A 19,294-nucleotide genomic window follows, 5' to 3' on the forward strand; every position below is an offset into this window, starting at 1 on the left:
GGGAGGGCGAGGTGGAAAGGTGGGCTTTCGGGTCTGTGGGGTGGACACAGTCCTCCACCGCTTCGCGGTCCCCCTCCCCATCGCTGCGCGATGGGGAGGGGGACCCCGAAGGGGTGGAGGGGCTGGTCGGAGCTATCCCCGTTTCGCCGCTCCGGTCGGCACTGGTTCGGTCAGGGGCAGCCACATGACCCTCCGCCGGTCGACGGGTCCCGGCAGGGTCACCGACGGAGCGGGCTCGAAACCGAAGCGCGCGAAATAAGGCAGGTCCCCGACCAAAAGGACGCCGGCAACACCCGAAGAACGGGCATGATCGACACAGGCCTGAACGAGGTCCGCGCCCAGCCCGCCGCCGCGCCGGTCGGCTTCCACGGCAATGGGCCCCAGAAACACGGCGGCATGGCCCGCGACCGTGATGGCCCAGAGGCGGACCGAGCCGACGATCCGATCGCCATCACGGGCCACGAAGCCGGCCGCCAACGTCGATTGTTCCCGCAGCCGCTCGGCCGTCTTGGCGAACCGGCCCGGCCCGAAGGCGCGCAGGACCAGACCCTCGATCGCGGCGCGGTCGAACGGCGTCTCGGGCGAGATGCGCAACGGGGTCAGGGCAACAGCAGGTGCGGACATGGCGCGCGCACCTAGGCCCAATACCGTGACGGTTCAACCAGCCTTGCTGAAATCCGGCTGGCGTTTCTGGCTGAAGGCCATGAAGGCCTCCATCGCCTCGGGGCTCGACATCTGGGAACCGAAGGCCTCGCCCTCGCTCAGCATCAGCGTCCACAGGGCCTCGGCATCGCGCATCAGCCGCTTGGTCTTGCGGATGGAGTTCGGCGCACGGCTGGCCACCTTGAGCGCCAGTTCTGCGGCGATGGCGTCGACCTGTTCTGCCGGGACACAGCGGTTGGCCAGACCCCAGGCCACGGCGGTCGGCCCATCGATCGCCTCACCCAGGGCAAACATCTCGAATGCCCGCTGATGACCGATGACCGCCGGCAGCAACAGCGAGGACGCGGCCTCCGGGGCGAGCGCAAGATTGACGAAGGGCACTGACAGAAGGGCGTTCTCGGCCACGACAACCAGATCGCAATGCAGCAGCAGGGTCAGGCCGATCCCGACCGCCCTGCCCCGAACTGCGGCAACGGCCGGCTTGTCGAGCTTCGCGAGCGACTGGAGGAACTGAAACACCGGGGCATCGGTGACCTGGCCGCCCCCCGCCGAGCCGATAGCAATGAAGTCGGCGATATCATTGCCGGCCGAGAAGCTGTCGCCTTCGGACCGGAACAGCAGGACGCGGACCGCATCGTCAGTGCGGGCACGGTTGGTCGCCTCGGCCAGGACGGCATACATGGCCTGGGTAATGGCGTTCTTCTTGTCCGGCCGCGCCAGCGTCACGGTCAGGACGCCATCGGCAAGGCTGGTCTGGATGTGGTCGCTCACGTCGTCGTCTCCGGGTTGGTCGCCGTCCACCAGTCCACGCCGTCAACATCGCGATCGCGACGCGCCCGGCCATGGGCCTCGAGATAGTTCAGATGCGCAAGGCTTTCCCCCGTGGCCATGCCGTACAGGCCGTCACCGACGGCGCGGGCAAACAGGGTCGAAAACACATCCACGGCGCGCTTCGGCGTCTGCAGCGCGCGTTCCAGCCGGGTCAGCGAAATCTCGTGCCCGCGCGTCAGGGCCTCGAGCCGCGCCTTCACGCCGGTGAAGGGATCGCCATGCCCCGGCAGAACGACCAGATCGTCCGGCAACTGGGCCGCAAGCTGGTCCAGCGATGTCATCCAGTCCTGCAGCGGGTTGGCCAGCGGTTCCGTCGGCCAGATCGAGATGTTGGACGAGATGCGCGGCAGGATCTGGTCGCCGGAAATGAAGACGCCATCCGCCTGACGCCAGAGGCAGGCGTGTTCCGGGCTGTGACCATTGCCGACCACGACGCGCCAGTCCTCGCCTCCGATCCGGAGGACCTGATCCCGGACGATGCGGGTGTAGCTCCCGGGCAGCGGGAACACACCGCGGCCGAACATGCCGTAATCCTTACGCCAGGCCGCGATCCGGTCGTCGTCCCAGCCGGTGGCGCGATAGAACGCGGCCCCGCCCTCCGGCGCCGGGCCCGCATCGGACAACAACATGCGGGCCGTCACATATTCCAGCTGGGTCATCTTCAGCGGCGCGTCGAACCGCTCGCAGAGCCACCCGGCCAGACCGATATGATCCGGGTGCATGTGGGTGCAGATGACCTGGGTCACCGGCAGACCGCCCAGGGGGCCGGCCAGCGCCGCCTCCCAGCCTTCGAGCGACTCGCGGGTGCGGATTCCGGTATCGACGATGGCCCAGCCGATCCCGTCGGCAATCGCGTAGATATTGATGTGGTTCAGGGCCATCGGCAGCGGCAGACGCAGCCACAGCACCCCGTCCGCGACGATCTTTGCTTCGCCCGGCGCGGGTGGCTCGCCATGCGGATAGGTCAGGCCCCGCGTGCCCTCGCGGCTCGATACAAGGGGGGTGACGCCGTCGGCCAAGTCCGTCTCCAATCGCAACGGAGCGAGTTAGCCCGATCAGGGCCATGCCGTCCAGTTCAAGCGAAGCCCGCGGCATCCGCTCACGCCAGCACCGACGCCATGGCCGCTGATGTCGTCGTGAGGATAGACCCATGCATCCTCAGTCTTGACCCATCTACGATCCTCCCGCAGCGTGGAATTGAGCTTTTTGTGGAAATTGACGATGTTGAAACTCCCCTTCTGTGCCCTGGCCCTCACCGCCGCCCTTGGACTTGCGCTCGCAAGCCCTGCCGCAGCCCAGGCTCCCGGCGGAACCTCCAATCCCGAAGCCGGCGGAAGGGCGGCCCCCGGCAGCTCTGGCGCGGACCCGCTGAATGCGACCGTGCGGACGAACACGCGCGCCGGTCGCCTCGGTGCCAGCACGACGCCGCGTCGGAACCGGAACGCCCCGGCGGAGGCGCCGACAGCCGAGGCCGTGATGGCCTCCGCCCAGACCATCGCGACGGCAGCCAGTTCGAACTGCCAGGTCACCGAGGCCACCCTGCTGGGCGTCAATGCCGAACAGCAGTCGATCTATGAGGCGGCCTGCGCGACGGGCCCGGGCTATATCCTGATCGGCACCACGCCGCCCCAGGCCGTGGACTGCGTCATCCTGGCCGGTCAGGCCGACCTGGATCGCTCGCGCGATCCGGCCGCCGATGTCGGCCTGCAGTGCAAGATTCCGGCGAATACCGACGTGGCCAAGGTCGTCCGCGCCTATGCCCTGGAAGCCGGGATCGCCTGTACGGTCGACCAGGGAGCCTCGATCGGCAAGTCGACAGCCGGCAATTTCATCTATGAGGTCGGCTGTGCCGAGGCCGACGGCTTCTGGCTCGAGAAGTCCCCCACGGGCTGGCAGACCACTACCTGCATGCAGGTGATCACCCAGAGCGCAGGCTGCAAATTCACCCAGCCCGCCGAGCAGGCCGCGACGATGAAGGCGATGCTGGCAGGAAGCCCCGCAGCAGCCTGTGACGTGGTCGAGGCCCGCTACATGGGCGCCAACAGCAACGGGGCCTTCTACGAGGCCAAATGCGGTGCCGAGGAAGGCTATATCGTTCGCTTCAACACCGAGCGGGTCGTGCAGCAGGTCTATCCCTGTGCCGAAGCCGCGCGCATCGGCGGCGGCTGCAAGCTGACCACCGTCGCTGCAGCAGCCCCGGCTGCACCGGCACCTGCCGCCAACTGAGATCGTCCGGCCGGCGGTTTGCGACAACCGCCGGCCGGCCCTTGCTAAGGCAGGCCGACGCAAACTAGCGTTCGCGCCATGCGCATCGCCACCTGGAACGTCAACTCCGTCAACGCCCGCCTGCCCACCGTGCTCGCATGGCTGGAGGCGGCAAAGCCTGACGTGGCCTGCTTCCAGGAAATCAAATGCGTGGACGAGAAATTCCCGCGCGAGGCCTTCGAGGACCTGGGCTACAACGTCGAGACGCATGGCCAGAAGAGCTACAACGGCGTTGCCCTGCTCTCGAAAATGCCGATGTCCGATGTCCGTCGGGGCCTGCCCGGTGACGATACCGACGAACAGGCCCGCTATATCGAGGCCGTGATCGAGGGGCCGGTACCGGTCCGGGTGGCCTCGATCTATCTGCCCAATGGCAATCCCGTGGGCACCGAAAAATTCCCCTACAAACTGGCCTGGTTCGAGCGGCTGAATGCGCACGCCCGGAGCCTGCTAGCGTTCGAGGAGCCGCTGGCCCTGTGCGGCGACTACAACGTCATTCCGACCGAGGCCGATGTGGCGAAACCCGAGGCCTGGCTGGGTGATGCCCTGTTCCAGCCCGAGAGCCGGTCGGCGTTCCGCGCGCTGAAATGGCTGGGGCTGTCGGATGCGTCGGAACTGGGCAACCAGCCGCCCGGCAGCTTCACCTTCTGGGACTATCAGGCCGGGGCCTGGCAGCGGAACAACGGCATCCGCATCGACTTCGCCCTGCTCTCGCCCCAGGCCGCGGACCGGTTCCGGTCGATCGAGACCCACCGCGACGCCCGCGACATGGACAAGCCGTCCGACCATGTGCCGGTGGTCGTCGACCTGAACCTGGACGGCTGAGGTGAACGAGGCCCTTCGGGTCATCCTGCTGGTGGGGCTGGCCGCAGCCTTCCTGACCACCGGGGCGCTGGCCCTGTCGTGGTGGATGGAGGCCGATCGTCGCCTGCGCAGGGCCATGCTGAAGAGCCTGGGCTCCGCCCCCGAGGCCGAGGCCATCTCGGCGCACGAAGGCCGGGCGGCGGCACTGGATTTCGACGGCGCCCAGATCGTCGTGCTGTGGAACCGGGGCGCGCACGGGCTGGTCTATGGCTTCGAGGAAGTCGAGGGCGGCGAAATCATCGTCGACGGCCATGTGGTGGCCCGCGTGCGACGCGGCGAGCAGCGCAAGTCCCTGGACATCATGGTACCGGACGCGGAGCTGGTCACGCTGCGGCTGATGTTCCTGGATTCGCGCAATCCGGAGTTCGAACTGGCGCTCTGGAACGCCGTCGCGCCGGGCAAGACGGGTTCCCCGTCGGAGGCCCTGCGCCTGGGGCGGCGCTGGCTGTCGCACATCGAGGCCCTGCTGAAAGGCTAGTGTCCTCCTCATCGCATGGCGATGGGGAGGTGGCTCGGCGCGAAGCGACGAGACGGAGGGGCGGGTGGCTCTGCGACCCCTGCCCTCGACCAGCAGCCCCGCCACCATTTCGGCGAAGGTTGCCGAAATGGTCCCCCTCCCCATTGCTGCGCAACGGGGAGGAAAGGTAGAACCCTCCCGTCCCCTCAGTGCCTGTATCCAAGGAGCCCGACGTGGCCCGCCTTTTCGACGCCTATATCGTTGCCGACTGGACTGCTGCCGAAGGCAAGAAACTGGGCGAGAACTCGGTCTGGATCGGCGTGGCCAAGCGCGACGTGCGTTTCCGCCTGTATACCGAGACGCACAATGTCGCGACGCGGGCCGAGGGCGAGGCGCTGCTCAACAGCCTGCTGGCCGACCACCGCAAGCGCGGCGACCGGGTGCTGGTCGGCTTCGACTTCTCGCTGGGCTATCCGGCGGGCACGGCCGGTCGGCTGGGGCTAAAGGACAGCCCGGCCTGGTCGACCATGTGGAAATTCCTCGCCGGCAATATCGTCGACAAGGCGGACAATACGAACAACCGCTATCAGGTCGCGGCCAAGATGAACCGGCTGATGACCGACGAGGCCTGGCCGTTCTGGGGCGCTCCGGCCAAACAGGCGCAGCGCTGGCTGACCACGACCAAGCCGCCTGCGGGGTCGGGGGCCGACATCCCCGAGTATCGCGCGACCGAGAACGCCGTCCGCAAGGGCAAGCTTCAGCCCAAGTCGAACTGGCAGATGCATGGCGCAGGCGCCGTGGGTGGCCAGACCCTGGTCGGCATTCCGATGGTACGGCGACTGCTGGAGAGCCTTGGCGAGGCCGGGGCCGTCTGGCCGTTCACGACCGGCTGGCGCGAACTGGGCACGGCCGATGTCGAGCCGATCTCGGTCCTGGTGGCCGAGGTGTGGCCGTCGATGTGGCCCACGGAAGCCGCGCCCGGCGAGTTCAAGGACCAGGCCCAGGTCCGCACCACGGCCGAGGCCCTCGCCCTGATGGACGACAAGGGCACCCTGGCCAAGGCGTTCGGCCCGGCCAAGGGCACGGACGAGGCGCTGATCGAACAGGTGCAGGGCGAAGAAGGCTGGATCCTGGGCGTCTGACGCCTGTCAGGGGACCATCGGGACCCGCATGGCGATCATCTCGCGGCCGTGGCGGCTGATGCCGTAAAGCATGCCCGGCTCGCTCTCGTCCCAGTCGATGGCCTGACCCTCGGCGGCGATGCCGATCGTCGCCACATGATCCAGCACGGCACCGCCGGCCGGCAGCGTCAGGACATAGAGCTCCGGCCGGTCGTGGCCGGTGATGTAAAGGCGACCATCCGGACCCCAACCTCCGCCGGACGATGACGTCGGAGCCATCCGTTCCAGCACCGACGCCGGCAGGCTCCAGCTTTCCAGCCGCCGCCACTGATCGTCGAACTTGACCAGGGTGGTGGAGCGATGATCGCGTGGAGGCTCGCCACCGCGCTGACTGTAGTTGGCGAACATGGCCCACCAGGCACCGTCCCTGCGGTCGACCCAGGTCAGGGAGCCGGTGCCCAGACCCAGCGAAATCGTGCGCCTGTGCTCCAGCGTGGCCGGATCGAAAATCTCGACAGCGCTCCAGTGCGGAACGCCGGGAAAGTTGGACGCGCCGCAGACCAGCTCGCCCGCGATCGCGGCGCAGGAATTTATGTGCGGGAAGCGCGCGCGGTCCCCGGTCCAGATCGCCTCGCGCTCGCCCGTCACCTTGTTGTAGCGGGCGAGGGTGGCGTTGTTGACGGCGAACAGGGCGTCTGCGGTTGCCGCCACCCCCTGCCCCGCCTCGGGCGCCGGATAGCGCCGCACGACCTCCGCCTGACCCGCCAACACGATCGGCCGCAGGTCTTCGACGGCTGCAGGCGCCGGCGGAGTCTGCTGCAGGGCAAGGGCGAGGAACAGGGCGGCGATCATGGCGTCGGTCCTAGAAGCTGGCCGAGAGGCCGATCCAGAAGGTCCGGCCATATTCGGCCGATTCCTGCAGGAAGCGCTGGCCCGGTCCGGTGTTTTCCTGACGGCCCGAGTCCGACAGGTTCTGGGCCTCGAAGAAGCCCGTGAGCCGGTCGTCGAAGCGCCAGCTGACGCTGGCGTCGATCAGGTGACGCCCCTTCCAGTACTGGTCGGCATTGGGGATGGTGTCGTTGATCGTCTCGAGGAAGCCGCCGATGTAGTTGTGCGAGATCCGGCCCTCGAACGGACCCTTCTGATAGTAGATCGTGGCGTTGGTGGTCGTGTCCGGCTGCAGGAAGAAGCCCGTCGTCCGGCGACCGACCCCGGTAAGGAATGTGAATTCCGTCTCCAGGAAGGTGGCGTTCAGATTGATCCCGAAACCGTCAAACGGCTCGGGCAGGAAGGTGAAGGCCTGCTGGAAGGCCAGTTCGATGCCGGTGATCTTGGCCGTCTCGGTATTCTGCGGGGTGCGGATCTCGACGGGCTCGACACCGCGGCCGATGCCGAGATCGAGCTGCTGGACCGACGACAGGGTGAAGATCTCGTTCTCCAGGTCCTTGTTGAACACCGCCACCGAGATCAGGCCGTCGTCCTGGTAGTATTCGAACGACAGGTCGAGCCCCTCACTTTCACGGGGCTGAAGGTTCGGGTTTCCACGCGAAAGGATGGCCTGCGAGCCGTTGAAGGTCAGGGTCTCCCGGGCCGAGATGTCACCGTAGTTGGCGCGGCCGATGGTGTTGGTCCAGGCGGCGCGGATGACGAACCGGTCCGTCGCATCCCAGCGCGCGTGCACACTCGGCAGGACGTTGTCGTAGTCGCCCGACCGGTTGACCGGGGTGAAAGCCGTGCCCTGCTGGCGGAAGGAGTCGGTCTCGACCTCGGTCTTCTCGTAACGAAGACCGCCCAGCAGGGTGAAGTCGCCCCAGCGGTAGGAGGCCTGGGCATAGGCCGCGCTCACGTCCTCCTGGACCTTGAAGTCCGAAGGCAGCAGGACCGTCGCCGTGTTGAAGCTGGCCCGGTTGGTCGCAAAGAAGGCATTGGCCAGACCGACGTCCACCCGCGGCGTCAGCAGATAGCGGCTTGCGATCAGGGCCGTCGGCCCGACCCCGGCCACGGGGGCCAGAGTGTAGGTGAAGCCGGGCACCGTCGTGTAGGTGAGCTGGGTCGCATCCACCTCGTGTTCGGTCGAGCGCAGCACGCCGCCGAACTTGGCCTTCAGGTTCCGCGTGTCACCACCGTCGTCGAAGGCGATGTCAGCCCGCGCCTCGATGACATCCTCGGTGCCTTCGGTCAGGGCGTCGCGGCGGTTCAGATGGACGAAGTTCGCAGGGTTCCGCGTCGCCGCCTCGTTGAACGGCGTGAAGATCGGGAAGAAGTCCGAGGTGTCGTAGGTGAAGCCGTATTCGGTGCCCCGGGCATCGGCGGTCCGGAACTCTTCCGAGGTGTTCTCTTCCTCGACGCTGGAGCTCGACCAGGTCAGGCTGCCGCTCAGCATCCACTGAGGGGTAAGGTCCCATTCCCCGCCACCCTGGACCAGGCTGATGGTCCGGGTGGTGATCGGCTGGTTCAGCTGGATGATGTTGCGGCCACGCGCAAAGGTCCCGCTGGTCTGGGTCTGGTTGGTGACGTTGCCGATCGGCTCGGCGCGGTTCTCGATCCGCTCCTCATTGTCCTCGATCGTGGAATACAGCCCCGAGATATCGAACCGCAGGGCATCGGACGGCCGCCATTCCAGCTTGGCATTGGCCCCGGTCCGGTTCTTGGTGTTGTTGTACCAGAAGACCCGGCGCTGGACCGGCACCTGGATGCCGTTTCCGGTGGCCGAGCCTGAGTCCACGGGTACCCCCGCGGCCGTGTATTCACGCACCGACGGGTTGGCGACCTCGATCTGGGGGATGTCGTAGTCGAGTTGTTCCTGCGACCCGCCGATGACGATGCCGAACTGGTCGTTCGGCCCGAACAGGGTGCCGGTTGCGAAGCTGAGGCGATAGGACTGTTCGTCGTTCCGGACGTCGCCGCTGCGCTCATAGTAGCCGACCGAGGCCAGGGCATCGAAGAAGGGCCGGCCGCGGGCGAAGGCCGAGCGGGTCGAGACGTTGATCACCCCGCCGATGGCATTGCCGTCATTCTCGGGCGTCACCGTCTTGATGACCTCAAGCCGCCCGGCAACGACGGACGGCACGATGTCGAGCGGGATGGACCGGCCCGTCGTGTCGACGGAGGCCACAACGGCCCCGTCCACGGTGGTGCGGTTGTAGGTCGAGGTCAGGCCCCGCAGCACGGGGAAGCGCGGCTCGCCCTGGTCTTCCTGGACCGAGACGCCGGGAATGCGGCGCAGGGCGGCGGCGGTGTTGTGGTCCGGCAGCTTGCCGATGTCATCAGCGGAAACGACGTCCTCGACCACGAAGCTCTGGCGCTTGACGGCAATGGCCTGGCGCTGGGCCTCACGTTGGCCGGTGACGACGATCTCGTCGACGACCGACTCGTTATCCTGGGCAGGGGTCTGGACCGGTGCGGCCACCTGAGCAAAAGCGGCCGTCGACAGCGCGCTGGAAGCCAGCAGAATGACGGACAGGCCCGTCCGGCGAAGATTGGTCATGATAGCCCCCCAGCGATAATGCTGGCTGGACTAGTCCGGGCGGACGTCGGTTCGGAGGCGGTTCCGAGACGGTGGCGTCAATTGACGATGACAGATGAGCGTGCCCATTGGACGCTCACGGATCACTGTTCTCGTCACCCGATATCGGGTCTGAAGGCCCGGAGGTTGATCAGGTCGCGGGGCGCGCGCGGCGGCGGAACCGGCGCGTCAGCCTGATCAGCACGAGAACCAGCACGATCAGCACCAGCGGGATCAGGACCGGCAGGACGAAGGCGATCATCACCGTCAGGAAGGCCAGCCCGTCCTCGATGAACGACAGCACGGGATTGCCCAGACCGCCCGTCGTTGCGGTCGACGCGAGGCGCGTCCCCCCCTGCGCAGCATTGAAGGCGAAGGCCGTGGGAGCACCGACAATCACACCCGCCACCGCCGCCGTCGTCGGATCGAGCCCCGTGAAGACGCTCGCCGCTGCCAGGGCCCCGGCGATGGGTCGGGTGAAGGCCCCGACGACGTTCAGGGCATGATCGACAGCGGGGATCTTGTCGCCGGCAAACTCGAGCGTGGCGGCGATCCCCAGCGCTGCGATCGCCGGCCATGAGCCGAGCCAGGCCATCTGATCGTTCAGCTCCACACCAAACAGGCCAAGCCGGGCCGAGACCGCGAGCATCAGCAGCGGCAGAAAGGTCCGCAGTCCCGTCGCCGAAGCCAGACCGAGGCCGAGGAGAACGGGCATGACCCATGTCTGGACAGCATCCATCCAGGAACCCTAGCCGATCAATGCCCCGGCCGCAGCCCGCGCAGCGTCCGTGATCTCCGCGCCCGACAGCATCCGGGCGATCTCCTCGCGGCGGTGATGGTCATCAAGGGTGTCGACGGTGGTGGTCGTCATGCCGTTGCGGTCGGCCTTGCGGACCTTCCAGTGGGCGTGGCCGCGGGCGGCGACCTGCGGGCTGTGGGTGACGACCAGGACCTGGGCTCCGGTGGCGAGGCGTTTCAGCCGCTGGCCGACCGCTTCGGCCACGGCCCCGCCGACGCCCTGATCGACCTCATCGAAGATCATGACCGGCTGGCGCTGGTCCTCGCGACCCGCCAGGGCGGCCTTCATCGCAAGGGCGAAGCGGGCCAGTTCGCCACCCGAAGCGACCGAGTCCAGCGGTCCGAACTCCGTCCCCATATTGGTCGCGACCTCGAACCGGATCGTCTCGACGCCCAGCGGTCCGCGACGGCCCTCGGCGATGGGCTCGAGCGCCACGCGGAACCGGGCCCGGTCCAGCTTCAGCGGGCCCAGCTCGGCCATGACCGCCTTCGCCAGACGCTCGCCCGCCGCCTCGCGGGCCGAGGTCAGGAAGGTGGCGGCCAGGTCATAGGCCTCGCGCGCCGCGACGGTGTCGCGCTGGGCGTTTGTCAGGGCCTCGGCCCCGTCCTCCAGCAGCCGCAGCTGTTCGCGCAGGGCGATCCGCAGCCCCGGCAGGGCGTGAACGGTCGTGTTCAGCTTGCGGGCGGCGGCGCGAAGGGCAAACAGCCGCTCCTCGGCCTTGTCCAAACGACCGGGCTCGAAATCGAAGGCAGCGGCGGCCGCGTCGACCTGGGCCACGGCTTCATCGGCCTCGACGATCGTGCGGTCGATCGCCTCGGCCGCGGCGGTCAGTCGGGACAGGACCGGATGGTCGGCCCCGACCCCGGCCTGGGTGGCGCGCTGGCGAGCGTGTTCGACGGCGCGCAGGGCGGCGGACAGTTTCTGGCTCAGCTTGTCGCCGCCGAGGGACTGGCGGGCGTCGGCGAGGTCGGACACGGCCTTTTCGGCGGCGCCCAGGATGGCGCGTTCGCCCGCAAGGTCGGTCTCCTCGTCCTCGCGCGGGTCGAGGTCGTCGAGGTCGGCCAGGTTCTGTGTGATCTCTTCGGCCCGGGCGGCGGCATCGGCGGCGGCGGCGCGCAGGCCAGCCAGATGGGCCTCCAGCGTCTTCAGCTTTTCGGCGGCGGAGGCGACGGCGGACAGTTGCGGGGCCGTGCCGCCATAGGCGTCCAGCAGGCCGCGATGGGTCTTCCAGTCCAGCAGGCCGACCGTCTCGTGCTGGCCATGCACCTCGACCAGCAGGGCCCCGATCTCGCGCAGGGCGGTGACCCCGGCGGGCTGGTCATTGACGAAGGCGCGGCTGCGGCCGTCGGCGGACAGCACCCGGCGCAGGATCAGCTCCTCGCCCGGCACGACGTCGAAGCCCCGCTCGGTGATCAGTTCGATCAGGCCAGGATCGTCGGGGGCTGTGAAGACGGCCGTGGCCACGGCCTGTTTTGCGCCTGCCCGCACCAGCCCGGCATCGCCCCGGCCGCCCAGCGCCAGGCCCAGCGCATCCAGGATGATGGACTTGCCCGCCCCGGTCTCGCCCGTCAGCACGGTCAGGCCATCGGCGACGTCCAGATCCAGGACATCGACCAGAACCACATCGCGGATCGAGAGGGAGGTCAGCATGGGGCTGATATCGCAATGCCCGGGGGCGAAGGCTAGTGATGATCGGTGGTCGATAGCGGGTTTGGGTCAGCGGGCCCCTCCACCGCTTCGCGGTCCCCCTCCCCACTGCGTGGGAAGGACAGGTGCTTTCCTCCCCATGCGCCGCATGGGGAGGGGGACCGCGAAGCGGTGGAGGGGCTGGCGCCCGCTAGAACAGCTTGCGCAGGTTCAGCGACACCACGCGGCCCTGGGGATCCAGGCGGTCGCGCTGGTAACCGATCGGCGTGATGCCCGTCTGGTCCGTCACCTCGAGCCGCGAGTCGAACAGGTTCTGCACGCCGACATTGATGCGGGCATTCTTCAGCCAGGGGAATTTGGTCAGCATGTTGGCCCGCTGGTTGAAGTCGAGGAAGGCGTTCAGGTTGACCGTGGTCTGGCCCGAGAAGAACAGGTCCTGACCATTGGTACCGCCATCCACCCGGGTCCCCTCACGCCAGTTGGCGTTCAGGAAGCTGCCGAAGCCGTTGCGGAAGACACCGCCCTGCACCTGGATCTCGTTCCGGGGCTGTCCGCCACGCCCGCCGACGGCACCGCCGTCCAGCAGGTCGATGACCGGCAGATTGTCGCGAATGGTGATCTCGTCCTGGAAACGGACCGTGTGGTAGATCGACAGATTGAACCGGCCCTGCCCCGGAAGTTGGGGCGAGCCACCACGGCGAACTCCGCCTCCCCCGCCCCCGGGACCACCCTGCTGAACCGTGAAGGAACCGCCGCCACCACCAGCGCCGGGGGGACGACCGCCGCCCCCGCCGAAGCCGCCGAAGCCGCCACCGGGTCGACCGCCCCCGAGGCGAGACATGGCGGCCGCCGCCGCATTGGGCGTGCCGAAGGCCTTCGAGAAGTTGAAGCCGGTGCGAAGTTCCTGACGCTCGGCGCTGGCATAATTCACCGCGCGCGCGTCGAACGCGACCAGGCGGCCGGTCGCGTCACGCGTGAACCGGCCCGGGAAGGCCGCCTCGAGGTCGGGGGTAATGGTCGGGAAGCTGGCGACCTGATCCTCGATCTCGCTCGCCGTGTAGTTGGTGCTGAACGTCAGGTCGCGGGCGGACCAAGGCTTGAAATTCACTCCCAGCTTCCAGACGGTGCGGCTGTCGGACAGCAGGTCCGCATTGCCACCGTCGGTCCGAAGCACGGTGACCGTCTGGCCCGTGGCGAAGTCGAACACCTGGACGTTCGGGGTCACGACAGAGGGATCATTGAGTTGCTGAATGCTGGGCGCGGCCTCTTCCAGCGTCACGGAGCCGACGAAGGACAGGGGCTCGATCGGGGTCCAGTTCAGACCCCCGCCCAGGGTCGTCAGGCCCCCGAAGTCCGACAGTTCCTCGTAGCCAAAATTGACGTTGGCCGAGAGGTCGCCGAAGCCACCAAGGACCTCACGCTGGCGATTGGTCAGCGGGGCCGTCAGATTGCCCTGGATCCGGTAGCGGTCGCGCGACAGCGAGGTCTCGGTGGTCAGGCCGTTTCTGAAACTCTCCGAGTCCAGCGAACGCGTGTCGGCACCGATGGTCACCGTGCCGTTCACGCCGCCGGCGGGGAGTTCGAAGACGTCGCCGGCCAGAACCAGTTCGCCGCTGACGAGGCTGGACACCGAGCGTGCCGTGTCATCGGCAAAGCGGTTCAGCAGATTGTCCGGCAGCGCGCCGAACGGATTGACCGTGCCCGCCGTCACCCCGGCCTGGAGCGCGGTGGTGTCGAAGCCGCGGCCGGTCTGGGTCTCGGTTTCGGTCCGGTTGTAGTTGCCGTTGAACGTCCAGCGGTAGTCGCCGATGAACCCGTCAAGAACCGTGGCGGCCTCGAACTCCAGGGTATCGACGGTGCGGGCCAGGGCGTCCGGCTGATCGAGATACCGGTAGAGCTGGGTGTTGTTCGCGAAGGGCGAGAAGGCCGATCCGGTCGGGATGTTCAGCAGGAGACCCGGCAGACCCAGGAAACTTTCGCTGGTCGAATCCTCGATGCTGGCCCGGATCGTGCCGGACGTCGTGTTGTTCAGGTCCCGGGTCAACGAGCCGCTGGCCGAGTTCTCGCTGCGGCGCGCCAGCAGGGTCCTGTAGGCGATCAGGTCCTCGGGCGAGGTCTGGCCCGCACCGGCCGCGAAATCGGCGAGGGATGCCCGGCCATTCGTGGCTGATCCGGGAACTGCGGCAATCACGACACCGGGAAGGCGGGGATCAAGCAGCGCACCCCGGGGGGCCCCCGTGACGGTCCCACCCAGCGAGAAGGGCCCGGCATCGGCCGTGCGGGTGATGTCGCGCTCGTCTTCGTACAGGGCACCGTCATCCTGACGTTCCAGGTCGAAGGACCAGCGATCGCCCTCCTGAATGCGGAACAGATTGGTTTCGAACTCGGTCGAGGTCCGGCCGCCCTGTGTGGGGCCCCGGACCTGTGCCTGGGCGGTCACGGCGCGAAACTGGGCCTTGAGCACGAAGTTCACGACCCGCTGGTCGGCGGTATAGCCATAGGTCAGGGCGACCTCTTCCGGCAGGATCTCCGTGCGCTCGATGGCCTCGAACGGAATGCCCTGGATCTCGCGGAAGCCCGAGATGCGTCGGCCGTTGACCAGCAGGATGGGTCCGGCATCGGCCCGGCCCCGGTTGCTGCGCGTCAGCGGCTCAAGCGCTGTCAGAAGCTCGGCGATATTGCCGGCCCCATAGGCACGGAGCTGTTCGGCATCCAGCACGATGTCGGGCGAGATGTCTCCCTGGACCGACCCGCGGGGGCGCTGGCCCGTCACCACCACCTCGCCAAGGTCAACGACCTCTTCCTGGGCGCTGCGCGGGCGCTCCTGCTGAGCAGAGACCTCGGACGCTGGGACAGCGACGGCTGCCGTCGGCTCAATGGCAGTCAGGGCGGTAAACGCCAACGCAAGAAGGGTCATGAAAACTCGGGTTCGGTGGGAGGGTCGTATGTCCGCTAACGGTCGAGCGGACCGATTCCGTCGCTTACCCTGACGGGTAAGCACGTACAACTTTGCAGCAGGAATCCTTACGCCGAGTGGCGTTCGCCCGGAATTTTCCCTGTTGGGTCAAAATGTCGCGACAGGAAGTCCGTCTCGCGTCAGCCCGGGATCAGCCGCCGCAGCCAGCTTTCCCGCTGACCTGTCGGGGCCGCATCAGGGGTCGCGCCTTCTTCGACCAGCAAGGCATAGGCTTCGGAATACCAGGGGCTGCCCGGGTAGTTGTAGCCGAGGACCGCGCCGTTGCGGATCGCCTCATCCTTCAGACCCAGCATCAGATAGGTCTCGACCAGTCGGTACAGGGCTTCGGGAGCGTGCGACGTGCGCTGATAGGCTTCGTTGTCGATCACCGCCTTGTAGCGCCCGATGGCCGCCAGCGGCTGGTTGGCGCGCTGATAGTAGCGGCCGATGTTCATTTCCTTGCCGGCCAGCTGGTCATTGACCATGTCAATCTTGACGGCAGCGTCCGTGGCATAGGGCGTCTGGGGATAGCGGCGAGCCACATCCCGCAGACCCTGCAACGCGGCCTCGGCACGGGCCTGGTCACGCCCCACGTCCACGATCTGCTCGAAATTGCAGGTTGCGCGCATGTAGAAGGCATAGGCGGCCGACGGGCTGCCCGGGAACAGCTGGATGAACCGGTCGGACGCCGCAATCGATTCGGCGTAGTTGCCGTTCTGGTAGTAGGCGTAGATCTGCATCAGGATCGCGCGTCGCGACCATTCCGAATACGGATGCTGGCGCTCGACTTCCTGGAAATAGTCGACGGCATCGGCCCAGCGCCGGCTTTCGAGGCGCTGGTAGCCAGTATTGTAGAGCAGTTCGACCGGGCGCTCTTCATAGGCCAGCTTCGGGCGATTGCGGGCACCGCCACAGGCGGCCACGGTGACCGTGGTCGCCATCAGGGCAATCAGCACCAGTCCGGTACGAAACTTTGAAGCAGGCAACGGTAACCTCATGACACCCAGGGGACGGAACGCCTCGCGCCGCGCCGATCGTGACTGCGTCTCTACACCAGCGATCGGGCTCAGGCCAATGCGGGCTTGCCCCGGTCGGATGCGCTGGTAAAGAGCGCGCAGAAATACACGGTCGTCTTTGGCGGCGTGATGACGGCGAAAGGATGACCGGCCATGAAGCTGCTCGCAGGCAACTCCAACCGGACCCTGGCCCAGGCCATTGCGGCCCACCTCGACATGCCCCTGACCCGGGCACAGGTGAAGCGGTTCGCCGACAACGAGGTCTTTGCCGTCATCGAGGAAAATGTCCGCGGCGAGGACGTCTTCATCATCCAGTCGACCAGCTATCCGGCCAACGACAACCTGATGGAACTGCTGATCATCACCGACGCCTTGGTTCGAGCATCGGCGCGACGGATCACGGCCGTGATGCCCTACTTCGGCTATGCCCGCCAGGATCGGAAGACCGGAGGCCGCACGCCGATTTCCGCGAAGCTTGTTGCGAACCTGATTACCCGGGCCGGCGCGGACCGCGTGCTGACAATGGACCTGCATGCCGGCCAGATTCAGGGCTTCTTCGACATCCCCACCGACAATCTGGTCGCCACGCCCGTGCTCGCCGCCGATATCCGTGAACACTATGTCCGCGACGGCGAACTGATGATCGTCTCGCCCGACGTCGGCGGGGTGGTCCGGGCCCGGTCGCTGGCGGAGCGACTGAACGTCGACCTGGCCATCGTCGACAAGCGGCGCCCGAAGGCGGGCGAGAGCGAAGTCATGAACATCATCGGCGACGTCCAGGGACGGCGATGCATCCTGTTCGACGATATCGTGGATTCAGGCGGCACCCTCGTGAATGCAGCCAAGGCGCTGATCGACGCCGGCGCGACCGAGGTCTCGGCCTACATCAGCCACGGCGTGCTGTCGGGACCGGCCGTCCAGCGCGTGTCCGAGGGTCCCCTGAAGGAACTGGTGATCACCGACTCGATCGAGCAGCCTCACGAAGTTTTGAACTGCAAGAAAATCCGCACGGTTCCCGTCGCGCCCTTGATCGGAGAGGCAATTCGCCGGATCGCCAACGAGGAATCGGTCTCCAAGCTGTTCGATTAACGCCTCGATAACCACGACCACCGCCTTATAAGCGCCAACAGTAATGGCGCATTCATTGCGCTTCGCGTCCTCGTGGGAAAATCCGTTCATGAACTCGTCGCTCGTGCGCCGTGGCCTTTCGATGGCTGCCCTCGCCGCCGCCATGATCCTGGCATCCTGCGAAAGCGGCCCGTCTGCCGCCGAAATCGAAGCCCAGAGACTGGCGGCGGAAGCCGCTGCCGCCGCCGCGCGGAAGCCCCCGGCGATCGCCCTGAACGACAGCGTCGCGCAGGCTGCGTCCATCTACGTGACCTTCATGCGCGATACGGCACAGATGCGCGGTGGCTTCACCAGCGCCGAAGCCATCCAGGAGGCTCTGCGGAAAGGCACGGCCTATGATCCGGCCCAGCTTTCGCGCGGCATGATTGCCTATGCCTCGATCATCGCGCTGCAGTCACCGGAGTTCGTCGCAGGGGTCGGCCAGTACGGCATCAATCCAACGCAACGCCAGCAGATGATCGCGGCCATCACGGCGGACCCGGCCTATGCAGCGGTGCTGCCCGGTGCGGAACACGCGGCGGGTCTGATCATCGCGACCCTCGCCAGAGACATCACCGCACTGACGGACGCAGCCGAATCGATCGAGGCCGACGCCTATACGATCCAGGAGCGCAATGACCCGCGCCGGGCCTGGGCCGTGGCCCATATCGCCGACCGGAACAGCCGTCTTCAGGACGCGAAGACCAACTCGGCCGGCACGATGCTGCCGTCCGCAGCCGAGGCGGCCGCCCTGTTTGCTGCCGCCAACAGCGGAGCGGGTCTGAATATCGAAGCCCCGACCCGCAGGCCGCCCTACACACCCGCCATCGCAAACGCACTTGCGATTGCTGCCCTTGCGGCGCTCGGCGCAGCCGGTGACGAGGCCAGGGTCAACACCGACGCGCTTCAGACGGACAGCAGCACCGAGTTCTGCCTGAACATCTCCAAGCTGAACCTCTATCAGTGCCTTGCAGCATCGCGGCCGAGCTATGAGGACATGTTCTGCGTGGGACGGCATGTGGTCCGCGATCTGGCGTCCTGCACGCAGGGCTCGGCGATCGTGATCCCCACAGGCTTTGTGTCGGATCCGGTGACGTCCGCACGCACCCCGGCGATCACGCCGACACCGATCGCCTCCCCGGCTCCGGTCCCGACCCCTGTCCAGTCCTCGACCACGTCCAGCCTGAACAGCGGCGCACCCTATCAGCCGAACTAAATCGGGCGCTCTGGCCCTCGCCGACGACAACTGACCTGCAGGCAGTTGCGCATCCGGTGTCTTGCGTGTAATGACCCGCGCTCTTGAATTCGAGGGTCCATGACCCCGCCGCACGGCCATGAAAAGTCGTGCAGGCGTTTTTGTTATTGAGGCGAGCCAGATGGCCGAGATCATCCTGAACGTTGACGTTCGCGAAAACACCGGCACCGGTGGTGCCCGCGCGGCGCGTCGCGCCGGTTCCGTCCCCGGCATCCTGTACGGTGGTGACAAGGCTCCGGTCGCCATCTCGGTGAACGAGAAGGACTTCCGCAAGTCGCTCTACACCGGCAAGCTGCTGGGCCACCTGGTCACGCTCAAGTACGGTGACGAGACCCAGCCGGTCATCGCCCGTGACGTCCAATTCGACCCGGTTTCGGACCGCCCGCTCCACTTCGACCTGATGCGCGTCGACGCCAAGCAGACGATCACGATCGAAGTGCCCGTTCACTTCATCAACCAGGACCAGTGCGCCGCCTTCCGTCAGGGCGGGACGCTGGAAATCGTGCGTCACACGGTCGAGATCTCGGTTCAGGCCGACCACATTCCGGAAGATCTGGTTGTCGACCTGAAGGGTCACAAGCTGGGCGACTCCATCCGCATCTCGGACATCAAGCTGCCCAAGGGCGTCGAGCCCACCATCAGCGACCGTGACTTCATGATCGCCTCGATCAAGGTGTCGTCGGCTGCCATCGCCATCGACCAGATCGAAGAAGCCATTGCCGAAGAGCAGGCCGAAGCCGAAGCCGCCGCTGTCGAAGCCGGCGACGTTCCGGCCACCGAGCAGGACGAAGACGCGACGGAAGCCTGA

16 protein-coding genes are annotated in these 19,294 nt (G+C 66.9%); 7 read left to right on the top strand and 9 right to left on the bottom strand.

Annotated elements, in window-relative coordinates; genetic code table 11:
* Positions 1–132: 132 nt before the first annotated feature.
* Genes GGR13_RS10220 through GGR13_RS10230 form a run of 3 tightly spaced genes read right to left on the bottom strand, consistent with a single transcriptional unit; the run spans position 133 to position 2,513 of the window.
* The gene (locus tag GGR13_RS10220; protein ID WP_183213424.1) at positions 133–624 is read right to left on the bottom strand and encodes a GNAT family N-acetyltransferase; all 492 of its coding nucleotides are present in this window, start codon (positions 622–624) and stop codon (positions 133–135) included.
* 33 nt (positions 625–657) lie between these two features.
* Positions 658–1,434 (bottom strand): enoyl-CoA hydratase-related protein, encoded by a 777-nt coding sequence (locus GGR13_RS10225; protein ID WP_183213425.1) that lies wholly within the window; start codon positions 1,432–1,434, stop codon positions 658–660.
* Complete coding sequence (locus GGR13_RS10230) at positions 1,431–2,513, bottom strand: MBL fold metallo-hydrolase (protein WP_183213426.1); 1,083 nt, start codon at positions 2,511–2,513, stop codon at positions 1,431–1,433. Before GGR13_RS10230 ends, GGR13_RS10225 begins: the two co-directional genes overlap by 4 nt.
* Positions 2,514–2,715: 202 nt before the next feature.
* On the opposite strand from GGR13_RS10230, the gene GGR13_RS10235 reads away from it, so the two are divergent.
* The 4 genes from GGR13_RS10235 (at position 2,716) to GGR13_RS10250 (ending at position 6,222) form a co-directional block, all read left to right on the top strand.
* Positions 2,716–3,720 carry a hypothetical protein gene (locus GGR13_RS10235; protein WP_221230601.1) on the top strand — a complete coding sequence of 335 codons (1,005 nt, stop codon included), beginning with the start codon at positions 2,716–2,718 and terminating at the stop codon, positions 3,718–3,720.
* Between the two features lie 78 nt (positions 3,721–3,798).
* On the top strand, positions 3,799–4,584 hold the full coding sequence (xth, locus tag GGR13_RS10240; protein WP_183213427.1) for an exodeoxyribonuclease III: 786 nt from the start codon (positions 3,799–3,801) through the stop codon (positions 4,582–4,584).
* A 1-nt stretch (position 4,585) separates the two neighbouring features.
* A complete protein-coding gene (locus tag GGR13_RS10245; RefSeq protein ID WP_183213428.1) occupies positions 4,586–5,101 on the top strand; it encodes a hypothetical protein in 516 nt (171 codons plus the stop codon).
* Between the two features lie 212 nt (positions 5,102–5,313).
* Positions 5,314–6,222, top strand: coding sequence for a cobalamin biosynthesis protein CbiG (locus tag GGR13_RS10250; protein WP_183213429.1), 909 nt, complete (start codon positions 5,314–5,316; stop codon positions 6,220–6,222).
* A 6-nt stretch (positions 6,223–6,228) separates the two neighbouring features.
* On the opposite strand, the gene GGR13_RS10255 is transcribed toward GGR13_RS10250, so the two are convergent.
* From GGR13_RS10255 to GGR13_RS10280, 6 genes are all read right to left on the bottom strand, one after another.
* Positions 6,229–7,053: a hypothetical protein gene (locus tag GGR13_RS10255; protein ID WP_183213430.1), complete on the bottom strand. Its 825-nt coding sequence runs from the start codon at positions 7,051–7,053 to the stop codon at positions 6,229–6,231.
* Positions 7,054–7,063: 10 nt separating this feature from the next.
* Complete coding sequence (locus GGR13_RS10260; protein ID WP_183213431.1) at positions 7,064–9,688, bottom strand: TonB-dependent receptor; 2,625 nt, start codon at positions 9,686–9,688, stop codon at positions 7,064–7,066.
* Between the two features lie 169 nt (positions 9,689–9,857).
* A complete protein-coding gene (locus tag GGR13_RS10265; RefSeq protein ID WP_221230603.1) occupies positions 9,858–10,421 on the bottom strand; it encodes a DUF4126 domain-containing protein in 564 nt (187 codons plus the stop codon).
* Between the two features lie 33 nt (positions 10,422–10,454).
* A complete protein-coding gene (recN, locus tag GGR13_RS10270; RefSeq protein WP_183213433.1) occupies positions 10,455–12,155 on the bottom strand; it encodes a DNA repair protein RecN in 1,701 nt (566 codons plus the stop codon).
* 187 nt (positions 12,156–12,342) lie between these two features.
* Positions 12,343–15,069, bottom strand: coding sequence for a TonB-dependent receptor (locus GGR13_RS10275; protein WP_183213434.1), 2,727 nt, complete (start codon positions 15,067–15,069; stop codon positions 12,343–12,345).
* A 179-nt stretch (positions 15,070–15,248) separates the two neighbouring features.
* Positions 15,249–16,106 carry an outer membrane protein assembly factor BamD gene (locus GGR13_RS10280; protein ID WP_183213435.1) on the bottom strand — a complete coding sequence of 286 codons (858 nt, stop codon included), beginning with the start codon at positions 16,104–16,106 and terminating at the stop codon, positions 15,249–15,251.
* A gap of 171 nt (positions 16,107–16,277) precedes the next feature.
* Here GGR13_RS10280 and GGR13_RS10285 point away from each other — a divergent pair, with 171 nt between their 5' ends.
* The 3 genes from GGR13_RS10285 (at position 16,278) to GGR13_RS10295 (ending at position 19,294) form a co-directional block, all read left to right on the top strand.
* Positions 16,278–17,213 carry a ribose-phosphate pyrophosphokinase gene (locus tag GGR13_RS10285; RefSeq protein ID WP_183213436.1) on the top strand — a complete coding sequence of 312 codons (936 nt, stop codon included), beginning with the start codon at positions 16,278–16,280 and terminating at the stop codon, positions 17,211–17,213.
* Between the two features lie 88 nt (positions 17,214–17,301).
* Positions 17,302–18,447, top strand: a complete 1,146-nt coding sequence (locus GGR13_RS10290) for a hypothetical protein (RefSeq protein ID WP_183213437.1) — start codon at positions 17,302–17,304, stop codon at positions 18,445–18,447.
* 160 nt (positions 18,448–18,607) lie between these two features.
* Positions 18,608–19,294: a 50S ribosomal protein L25/general stress protein Ctc gene (locus GGR13_RS10295; RefSeq protein ID WP_183213438.1), complete on the top strand. Its 687-nt coding sequence runs from the start codon at positions 18,608–18,610 to the stop codon at positions 19,292–19,294.

It is taken from the genome of Brevundimonas variabilis (genome assembly GCF_014199945.1).
Lineage (GTDB): Bacteria > Pseudomonadota > Alphaproteobacteria > Caulobacterales > Caulobacteraceae > Brevundimonas > Brevundimonas variabilis.